The following is a 10231-nucleotide window of genomic DNA, read 5'->3' as shown; positions in this document are numbered from 1 at the left end:
TCCTTGTTATGACGATGCGCAGTGCGCCGCGATGTAGGCGGCTTGCGACGGCATCTGGTTGACGCATAGCCCGATGACGGAGGCGATATTGTCCAGGTACTCGGCTACTTCTTTTTCTTCCAGCAGGTCGGCCAGCGGATGGTAGCCGTCGGCCTTGATGCCCTGGCCGTGCAGCACCTGCAGCCAGCCCACTTCGGCGAACAGCTCGTTGTCGACGCGGACGATGCGCCCGCGCGAGCGATACAGCTCCATCTTGGCGCGCAAGGTGTCCGGGATATCCATGGTGCGGCAGTAGTCCCAGAACGGCGTGTCGTCGCGCTCCGTGGCGTGGTAGTGCAGGATCAGGAAATCGCGGATGCGCTCGACCTCGAAGTCGCACTGCCGATTGAACTCGGCGATGTCGGCGGCCTGGAAGCCTTTGTCCGGGAAGAAGGTGATCAGCTTCGCAATCGTCGACTGGATAAGATGGATGCTGGTCGATTCCAGCGGCTCCATGAAGCCGGACGACAGGCCCACCGCCACCACGTTCTTGTTCCACACCTGCTTGCGCTTGCCGGTGGTGAAACGCAGCAGCTTGGGATCGGCCAGCGGACGCCCGTCCAGGTTGGCCATCAGGATGCCGGCCGCCTCGTCGTCGCTCATGTGCCGGCTCGAGAAGACATGGCCATTGCCGGTGCGGTGCTGCAGGCCGATACGCCATTGCCAACCCGCCGGCCGCGCGGTGGCGCGGGTGTAAGGCGCCAGCTCGGTGGATGCCAGCTCGCACGGCACCGCGTAGGCGCGGTCGCAGGGCAGCCAGTGCGTCCAGTCCTCGAAGCCGGTATGCAGCGCCTGTTCGATCAGCAGGCCGCGAAAGCCGGAGCAGTCGATGAACAATTCGCCGCCGATCAATTCGCCGTTTTCCATGCGCACCGCGTCCACATGCCCGTCCGAGGCGCGCATCAGCGTGTCGACCACCTTGCCCTCGATGCGGCGCACGCCCTTGGCCTCGCTGTACTTGCGCAGATAGCGCGCATACAGGCCGGCATCGATGTGGAAGGCGTGGACGATGTCGCCCAGCGGCGAATTGCCGTGCGAGCGATCGGCGCGCATGAACTTGTTGGCCTTGGCCGCCATGCGGTTGATCGAATACCGTTCGATGTCCGGCGCCTTGCCCGCCTGGTGCATGCGCAGCCAGTACTGGTAGAACGGCAGCGTCGCCAGGTCCTGGCCGAAGATGCCGAAGCCGTGCATGTAGCTGTCGCCTATCCGGCCCCAGTCGCGGAACTCGATGCCCAGTTTGAACGTGGCCCTGGTCTCGCGCATGAACTCATCTTCGTCGATGCCCAGCACGGTGTTGAACAACTTGATCATCGGGATCGTCGATTCGCCGACACCGACCGTCGAAATCTCGTCCGACTCGATCAGTGTGATCTTCACCTTTTCGCCCAGCACCCGCGACAACGCCGCCGCCGACATCCAGCCGGCGGTGCCGCCACCGACGATCACCACGTTTTTGACGTTCTCCATTTACTCCGCCTTTATTAGTATCCTGTAGCTCCACGGCGCCATGTCGAAGCGGCTGCCGCTGTCCACGCGCACCGTCTCCCCGGTGCCGAAATCGCGGTAAGCGCCGGCGTGCAGGTCGCCGCTAAATCCGGCCTGCACTACCTTGCCACTCAGGTTAAACACCGCGAATACCTTGTCCTTCGCATTCTGCCGCACAAAGCTGAACACCTGCTTGGGCGCGTCGTTCGGCACCTGCAGCATGGTCGCGCCCCATTCTCCGTTCCACAGGGCCGTGTTGCGCTTTTTCAGCGACAGCAGGTTTTTGTACAGCGCTTCGTAAGGCGATGGCTGCCACTGTATCGCATCCCGCTCGAAGAAGGCCAGCCGCTTGTGGTTGCCGGCCTCCTGCCCGTTGTAGATCATCGGCATGCCTTCGCTGACGAAGGAAAACGCGATGGCCGCATCCACCGCCGGACCGAAGATCTCGAACTCGGTGCCGTCCCATGCGTTCTTGTCGTGATTGGTGGTGTACAGCATGCGGTAGGCCTGCTTCGGATAGAACTTCTGGTTCCATGCGTAGTAGGTGTACAGCGAGGTGGCATCGGCCTTGCCCTCGGCGACGGCGCGCAGGCCGTCCCACCAGCTCCAGGCGTAGCTGGCGTCGAAGGCGTAGGCGTGCATGTCGCGGCTTTCCCATTCGGCCAGCATGAATACCGGCTTGATGGCGCGCAGCTCGCGGCTGGCGTTGTCCCAGAAGTCCTGCGGTATCAGGCCGGCGGCGTCTGCGCGGTAGCCGTCCACACCGGCTTCGCGCACCCAGTAGGTCATTGCCTGGGTCATGTAGCGGCGCAGGCCGGGCTGGGTGTAATCAAGGTCGATGATGTCGTCCCAGTCGTACCACGGCGTCGGATGGGCGTTGCCTTTGTAGTCCTTCTCGTACCATTCGGGATGGCTGGTGCGCAGCACGTTGTCCCACGAGGTGTGGTTGCCGACCCAGTCGAGGATCACGTGCAGGCCGAGGCCGTGGGCGGCGGTGACGAAGTGCCTGAAGTCGTCCAGCGTGCCGAATTCTGGATTGACGGCCATGTAGTCGCGCACCGCGTACGGGCTGCCCAGCGCGCCCTTGCGCTTGGCCTGGCCGATCGGGTGGATGGGCATTAGCCACAGGATGTCGACGCCCAGCTCCTTCAGGCGCGGCAGCTGCTGTTCCGCAGCGAGGAAGGTGCCTTGCGGTGTGAACTGGCGGGTGTTGATCTGGTAGATGCTGGCGTTCTTGGTCCATTCCGCGTGCTGGAAGTGGACGTAGGGCTTGGGTTGATACGGATCGGCTGCGTGGGCGATGCCGACGGTGGCCAACAGCAGGGCCATGAGGAATTTGGTCATTGGTGATGCCGGTAGATGAAGCAAAAAAAGCCGGATTCCGGTGAGGGATCGGAATCCGGCGCAAAACGGAGCTTAGAACTTGACGTTGACGCCTGCCGTGTAGGTCCGGCCGTAGACCACCGTGTTGGTGATCAGGTTCGGATCGGACGTGTACTCGCGGAACGGCGTGTTGGTCCAGTTATGGCCCTGCAGGAAGACCGATACGCCCTTCAACCAGCCGCTCTGGAACTCGTACGAGGCTTGCAGGTCGACGATGGTTTCGCCCTTGATGAAGGTGAACTGCGAATCGCTGCGATAGTCGAGGATCTGCCCGACGAAGCTGGAGCGGCGGTGCGCCGCCCATGCCAGCTGCACGCCGTTGTTTTCGTAGTAGAGCCGCAGGCTGCTGACGTTCTTCGACAGGCCCGGCAGGCCGATCTCGGACACGCTGTCCTTGAACACCGGGCCGTTCTGCGGCGAGACGAAGCCGCTGGTCGGCAGCTTCACCGAGCTGTCGGTGAACGAGTAGTTGGCGGCCACGCCGAAGCCGTCCAGCCACGGCGTGACCAGCGAGAACGGCACGTTGACCGCCACTTCATAGCCGTGCATATTGCCGCCCGAACCGTTCTGCGGCTTGGTCAGGAAGCCCACGGTCGAACCCGCGTACGGACCGGTCGTCGGCAGCGGCGTGTTGGCGCTGGTGTAGGGCTTGAAGTCGAACAGCTCCGGCGCGTTGATGATGTAGTTGTCCAGCTTCTTGAAGAAGCTCGCCACGCTGATGTAGCCCTTCTTGCCGAAGTACTTCTCGTAAGACAGGTCCAGCGACCGGGCCTGGTAGGGCTTCAACTCCGGATTGCCGGCAAAGCCGGTCAGCGCCGGCGCCACCGAGGTGGCGTTCTGCACCGCGAAGTCCAGACTGGCCTTCATGTTGTCCAGGTTGGCGCGCGAGATCTGCTTGCCGGCGCCAAGGCGCAGCTTCTGTTCGCTGCCAAGGTCGAACGCCACGTTCATGCTCGGCAGGACGTTGGTGTAGCTGGCGCCACCGGTGCGCACGCTGTACGGACAGGTGTCGAAGGTGATGCCGGTGCAGCGCGCCAGATCCACCTGGTTGCCCGAGGCCTGCTGCTTGGTGTTGACCACCTGCAGGCCGAAGTTGCCGGTGTACGGCAGCGACATCAGCGTGCCGTCCAGGTCCGCCATCGCATACGCGGTGGCCACCTTCTCGCCGACCGACCAGTCGCGTGACAGCACGGTGGCGTCGACCCAGCGGTTCAGGTCATAGATGGTGCCCAGCGTGCCGGTCGGGTCGAAGGACGCGACCATCAGGCCCGAGGCGCCGGCCGGCGCCACATCGGTGCCCGGCATGGCTGCGCTGGCGTAGCCGTCGCCGCCCTTGATCGACAGGCGGCCTTCCTGGCCGGTGCGCGACTTGTCGCGCTTGGTGTAGTTGATGCCGAAGGTGGCCGACGCCAGCGGACCCCATTCCAGCTCGCGGTGCGCGGTCAGGCGCACGCTGTTGACGGTGTCGTCGATGTTCGGCAGGCTGACGTAGCCGGCCTGCGGCGAGTTCGGTCCGCCGCCCCAGCCGTCCACGTCGGTCAGAAGCGCGACCTTGCGGTCCGAGTAATCGAGGCTGGTCTTGTATTTGACGTCGGCGAAGTTGGTGCCGTTGAAGCCGCTGAACGAGATCGAACCGAGCTGGCTGGCCGGCGTGTTGCCCGGCTGGCCGGCCGTGGTTTCGTAGTTCGAGATGTTCTTCACGCCGTGCGAGTGCGACAGATCGGTCTCTACGCGCCACTTGTCGTCCAGCTTCAGCTCATTGTTCCAGCCGAAGGACGCCAGCCTGTCCTCGTTCGAATACAGGTGGTTGCGGACGTCGGCCTTGTAGTTGCTGATGGTGCCGCTGCTGGCGATGCCGTTCGAGACCACGGCGTTGGTCAGCACGCCGTTCGGATCGTAGGGACCGGTGCCGAATGCCACCGCGCCTTCGATGCCGGTCTTCTTGGTGCTTTCGTCGCCGCGCGAATAAAACACGTCGACGGTGGATTTGAAGTTCTGGTTAGGTTTGTACTGCAAGGTCAGCGAGGCGCCGTCGCGGTCGCTCTTGCGGCGCGAGGTCTCGGCCAGGAAGCCGCCCGGCACCGCCACCTGCGCGCCGTTGTAGTCCAATGTCGGCGCCCAGCCGCCCCAGCTGTCGAATTTCAGTTCGCCGCCGTTGTCTTCCTTGAACTTGGTCAGGCCCAGCGACAGGCCGATGGTGCGGTTGGCGAACTGGTCGACATAGGTGAGGGTGGCGCGGTGGCCCGAGCCCAGGTCCGAGCCGGAATCGACGCCGATGCGTTCCTTTTTCGCGCTGGCGGCCAGCACGCGCTTGCCGAAGTCCAGCGGACGCAGGGTGCGCAGGTCGATGGTCGAGGCCAGGCCCTGGCCCATCAGGCTGGCGTCCGGGGTCTTGTACACCAGCACGGAGCCGGTCAGCTCGGACGGGAACAGGTCGAATTCCGGGCTGCGGGCATCGCTGGTGGACGCCTGCTCGCGGCCGTTCAGCAGCGAGCCGTTGAAGCTTGGCGACAGGCCGCGCACGCTGACGTCGGTGGCCTTGCCATTGACCTTGTTGCGCTGCGTGGTCACGCCGCTCAGGCGCGAGATCGACTCGGCCACGGTGTTATCGGGCAGCTTGCCGATGTCCTCGGCGGAAATCGCCTCGACGATGGAGCTGGAGTTTTTCTTGATCGAGATCGCTTCCTCGATGCCGCGGCGGATGCCGGCCACGGTGACGACGGTCATCTCGGCGTCGGTCTTCTTCTTCGCTTCCGCCTTGGCCTTGGCGTCGTCGGAGGTGGTGTCGGCCTGCTGCGCATGGGCCAGGCCGAACATCATCAAGGCGCAGGCCGCCGCCATCGGGTGCAGCCGGAAGCGCCCCTGTACTGTTTTGGTGGTCATAAAAGTGTCCCTAAAAATTATTGTGGTTGCAGGACGGATGTTGTAGCGGAAGGAAAATAGGGTCAATCACGCGCTGTCCGGAAAATAAAGGAAGCCTGAAGATTGGCCGCCAAGTGCCTGATTTGTCGCGCATTGCCTTGTCGGGGCCTGATGTGGTGTTTTGTCTACGCTGCACGTAATTTAGCTACAAAGCACGCTACACTTTCAGCATGAAAATATTAATGATCGAAGACGACCTGGCCATAGGCCGGGCGCTGCTGTCGGTGTTCCAGGACGAGGGACACGCGGTAATCTGGGTGCGGATGGCGGAGGGCGCGATCGCCCGGCTGCAGTCCGAGCCGTTCGACGCCGTGCTGCTCGACCTCGGCCTGCCCGACGGCGACGGCAACGCGCTGCTGCGCGACATGCGGGCGCAGGGCCTGTCGCTGCCGGTGCTGATCATGACGGCGCGCGACAGCCTGGAGGACCGGCTCAACGGCTTCAACACCGGCGCCGACGATTACCTGATCAAACCGTTCGAGATTCCCGAGCTGCTGGTACGGTTGCGCGCCATCGTGCGCCGCGCGAACGGCAACGTCGACGGCGGCGAATCGCTGTGGACCTTGGGCGAGTTGGTGCTCGACGAGAGCCGCATGCTGGTCACGTGCGCCGGCGCGGCGGTGTCGTTGTCACGCACCGAGTTCGCGCTGCTGCTGACCTTGATGAAGCAGTCCGGCCGCGTTTTGACGCGCGCCGAGCTGGAACAGGGCTTGCCGTACAGCGTGGGGCAGACGCTGGATGTGCACATCTCCAATCTGCGCAAGAAGGTCGGCGACCGCGTGATCCGCACGGTGCGCGGCGTCGGCTACATGGTGCAGCGTGGATAAGCAGTCGTCGCTGTTCCGGCGATTGATGCTGGGTTTTTCCGGCGTGATCGCGCTGGTGGCGCTGGCCGGGTTCACCTATGTGGCGTTCGAGGCCAAGGCCACGCAGCGCAACCGCACCGCCAGCGAGAACGCCGCGCACACGCGCGAGCTGCTGCTGCATCTGATGGAGATCGCCGACCAGCCGGAGCGCATGCGGCGCGCGGCGGCCATGCTGGAGTCGGTGCGCAAGGAGATGTTCCGCGAGCTGGATTACCACTCGCGCGTGCGGCTGAAGGTGTGGAAGGACGGCGCACTGCTCTACAACTCGCTGCCGGATCTGCCTGAGGTGCTGCCGGCGCCAGGCAGTGCCGCTGCCCGCCACGCCAACGCCTGGGTCAGCGCGGTCGAGCGCGATGCGACGCATGGGCTGGTGGTCGAGCGCAGCCATGAGGTGGACGATGAATGGATGCTGAGTTTTTCCGGCGTCAGCTTCCTGCTGTCGTCGACGATCTTCAGCCTGCCCTTGCTGCTGCTGCCGGCATGGCTGATCGTCGGCATTGGACTGAGGCCCTTGCGCTCGATCGCCGACGAGATCGAGGCGCGTTCGGTGTCGGACCTGACGGCGCTGCCGGATTCCGACTACCGCGAGCTGTCGCCGCTGGTGATGGCGATCAACCGGCTGATGACGCGGCTGAGCCAGCGCATCGAGCGCGAACACGAATTCCTGACCGACGCCGCGCACGAGTTGAAGACGCCGCTGGCGGCGATCCAGATCAACGCCCATCTGCTGCTGAGCCGCAGCGCGGCCGAGAGCCCGGAGCGCAGCGCCGAGGCGGGCCAGGGCTTGCGCGACGGCGTGGCGCGGGCCACGCACATGGTGCACCAGTTGCTCGCGTTCGAACGGGCGCGCGCCGAGCCGGGCGCCGAGCCCCTGCCGCAGACGGATTTGTGCGGCTTCGTGCGCAGCCGGCTGGCGTCGGCGGCGCCGCTGGCTGTGCAGCGCGGCATCGATATCGAGTTTCAGTCGGAAGCGTCGTGCGCCATGGCGATGCATGTCGAGAGCATGGCGGCGCTGCTGGACAATTTGATCAGCAACGCGATCAAATATTCGCCGGAGTCGGGCAAGATCCATGTGCGGCTGGCGGCGCTGGAGCAGGGCTACCGCCTGACCATCGCCGACCAGGGGCCAGGCATTGCGCAGGCCCTGCATCGGAAAGTGTTTGAACGTTTCTACCGCGTGCCGGGACAGGAGCAATCCGGCAGCGGCCTTGGACTGGCGATCGCCGAGCGGGCGGCGGAGCGCAACGAAGGCACCATCACGCTCGCCGCCGGCGATGACGGCAAAGGACTCACCGTCACCGTCGACTTCGAAATCCGGGGTCAGATCTGACATTCGGACACGAGCTCTGCCGTAAAGGCCGTTACGGCAGAGCTCGTGTCCGAATGTCAGATCTGACCCCGGGTTTTACTCTTGCGGAGTCAGCGCCAGGGCGGCGCTGAAGTCGCCCATCGGCTTGGCGCCGTTGGCGGCCAGCGCCTTGTCACGCGTGACCAGGCCGTCCAGTACCGGCAGGCCGAAGCGGCGGGTGATGGCGCGCAGGATCGAGGCCGAGTCATATTGCGTATGGTCGACGCCCTTCTTCACGTACGGCGACACGATGATCGTCGGCACGCGGGTGCCCGGGCCCCACTTGTCGCCCTTCGGTGGACTGGCGTGGTCGTAGAAGCCGCCGTTCTCGTCGTAGGTGACGATCACCAGCATGTTCTTCCACTGCGGGCTCTTTTTCAGCTTGGCGATGACGTCGGCGATGTGGGCATCGCCGTCGGCCACCGAAGCGTAGCCGGCGTGCTGGTTCAGGTTACCCTGCGGCTTGTAGAACGCCACCGGCGGCAAGGTGCCGTTGGTCACATCCGCCACGAACTGGGTGTCGTAATCCTTCAGGTGCGCCGCGCGGTAGGCAGCGTTCTTCACCGGATCCATGTTGGCGAAGTAGTTGAACGGCTGGTGGTGGAATTGGAAGTTGGGCGGATTGGTGATCGCGCCGCGCGTGGTGCCGGTGGTGGCGGCCGTCGTGTCCTTCCAGGCGCCGGCGTACCAGGCCCAGTCGACGTTCTTTCCGGTCAACAGGTCGCCGATGTTCTTCTGCGTCTGCGGCGGCAGCGTGTTGGACTTGCTGGTGTCCGCGTACAGGTGGGTGCTGTCGTCGGCGGCGAAGCTGTTGCTGCTTGGCTGGTACGGCGGCTGCATGGTATTGACCGCGTAGAACATGCCGGTCGAGTCGGCCGGCGTGATGGCGCCGTCGTTGGCGTAGGCCGGTGCGCCGTTCAACACGCTGGCCGGGGCGTTGGCGGCCGGCGTCAGGCGCACGAAGTTGCCGTTGGAGTCGACGTCGATCTTGGCGATCGATCCCTTGGCCACCGAGGTGTCGGCGTTCGGGTATTGCGGCGCGCAGGCGCAGATCAGGTACTGGTGGGTCAGGAAGGAGCCGCCGAAGGCGCCGATGAACATGTTGTCGGCCAGCGCGTATTGCTTGGCGATGTCCCACATCTTCATCTTGCTGCCGTCGTAGTAGCCCATGGTGAGGCCGCCGGCGTCGGAGTAGGCCGCGAACTTGTCGTTGGCGCCGCCGTTGATCTGCATCTGGTTGTTGTAGAAGCGGTGCACCAGGTCGCGCGTGATGACCGATTGCGCCATGTACAGTGGGCTGTTGGCGTCGTCGATCTGGAACGGCTTGTTCGGCAGGTTGGCCGATTGCGCCTGGGTGAGCACGACGCTCTGGCCGGCGGCGGCCATGCCGCCCCAGGTCGGCGGCAGCACCGGCAGCGCGCTGCCGTCGAAGTCCTTCTGCGCCACGTAGGCGCTGGTCGAGGTCGGGTTCACGCCCGGCACGCCGTTGGCGCCAGGGAACAGGCCGTACAGGTTGTCGAAGCCGCGGTTCTCGGCGTAGATGACGACGATGTTCTTGATGTTGTTCAGCGCCAGGCCGGAGGTCAGCGTGGCGGCGATGTCGGCCGGCGCGCTCAGCGTGCTGGCGGCGGCGATGACGTTGGTGACGCTGGCGTTCTCGGCCTTCAGCTTGGCCTGGTCGTCGCCGCTGACGGCGTTGATATCGGCCACCAGGTTCGCTTCGGACACGCCCAGCTTGGCGGCCAGCTTGCTGCTGGCGGCGGCGAAGTCGCCGCCGTTGGCGTCCATCATGGCGACCAGTTCGGTGGTGATGGCGTCGACAAAGCCGGTGTGGCCGTTCGGCGCGCGGAACACCAGTTTCTGCGTGACCTTGGTGCCGGCGTCGCCGACGGCGTCGTGGCGGATGGCGTCGGTGCCGACGGTGACCAGCAGCGCGCCGGTGCTGGCGCCGGTGATGGCGAACTTGCCGTCGGCGCCGGTGCGCACGGACGAGGAGCCGCTGTCGCAGGTCAGCTTGGCGCTGGTGCTTTCCAGGCAGACCACGGCGTTTTCATAGTAGCTGCCGACCACCTGGCCGCTCAGCGTCGGGACGCTGTCGGACGAGCTGCCGCAGGCGATCAGGCCGGCGCCCAGGCCGATCGACATGAGCATGAGGGGAAGGGGCCGCATCGGATTGAGTTTCATC

General features: G+C 64.8%; 6 protein-coding genes. 2 read left to right on the top strand and 4 right to left on the bottom strand.

Going from position 1 to position 10231, the window contains the following annotated elements; all coding sequences use genetic code 11:
• Nucleotides 1–6 precede the first annotated feature (6 nt).
• The 3 genes from ABWW33_RS10815 to ABWW33_RS10805 form a co-directional block, all read right to left on the bottom strand.
• Nucleotides 7–1509, bottom strand: coding sequence for a tryptophan halogenase family protein (locus ABWW33_RS10815; protein ID WP_353401460.1), 1503 nt, complete (start codon nt 1507–1509; stop codon nt 7–9).
• The gene (locus ABWW33_RS10810; RefSeq protein ID WP_353401458.1) at nt 1510–2871 is read right to left on the bottom strand and encodes an alpha-amylase family glycosyl hydrolase; all 1362 of its coding nucleotides are present in this window, start codon (nt 2869–2871) and stop codon (nt 1510–1512) included.
• Between the two features lie 72 nt (nt 2872–2943).
• Nucleotides 2944–5793, bottom strand: coding sequence for a TonB-dependent receptor (locus tag ABWW33_RS10805; RefSeq protein ID WP_176653447.1), 2850 nt, complete (start codon nt 5791–5793; stop codon nt 2944–2946).
• A gap of 209 nt (nt 5794–6002) precedes the next feature.
• Here ABWW33_RS10805 and ABWW33_RS10800 point away from each other — a divergent pair, with 209 nt between their 5' ends.
• Together ABWW33_RS10800 and ABWW33_RS10795 are read left to right on the top strand one after the other, a co-directional pair.
• Nucleotides 6003–6659: a response regulator gene (locus tag ABWW33_RS10800; protein WP_444550991.1), complete on the top strand. Its 657-nt coding sequence runs from the start codon at nt 6003–6005 to the stop codon at nt 6657–6659.
• Nucleotides 6652–8028: a sensor histidine kinase gene (locus ABWW33_RS10795; RefSeq protein ID WP_353401455.1), complete on the top strand. Its 1377-nt coding sequence runs from the start codon at nt 6652–6654 to the stop codon at nt 8026–8028. Before ABWW33_RS10800 ends, ABWW33_RS10795 begins: the two co-directional genes overlap by 8 nt.
• Before the next feature lie 75 nt (nt 8029–8103).
• On the opposite strand, the gene acpA is transcribed toward ABWW33_RS10795, so the two are convergent.
• Nucleotides 8104–10230, bottom strand: coding sequence for an acid phosphatase (gene acpA / locus ABWW33_RS10790; protein ID WP_353401453.1), 2127 nt, complete (start codon nt 10228–10230; stop codon nt 8104–8106).
• Nucleotide 10231: the final 1 nt, after the last annotated feature.

The sequence above is a fragment of the Duganella hordei genome (genome assembly GCF_040369125.1).
Taxonomy (GTDB): domain Bacteria; phylum Pseudomonadota; class Gammaproteobacteria; order Burkholderiales; family Burkholderiaceae_D; genus Rugamonas; species Rugamonas hordei.
Note: the sequence above shows the minus strand (reverse complement) of the source record. Positions and strands in the feature narration are given on the sequence as shown.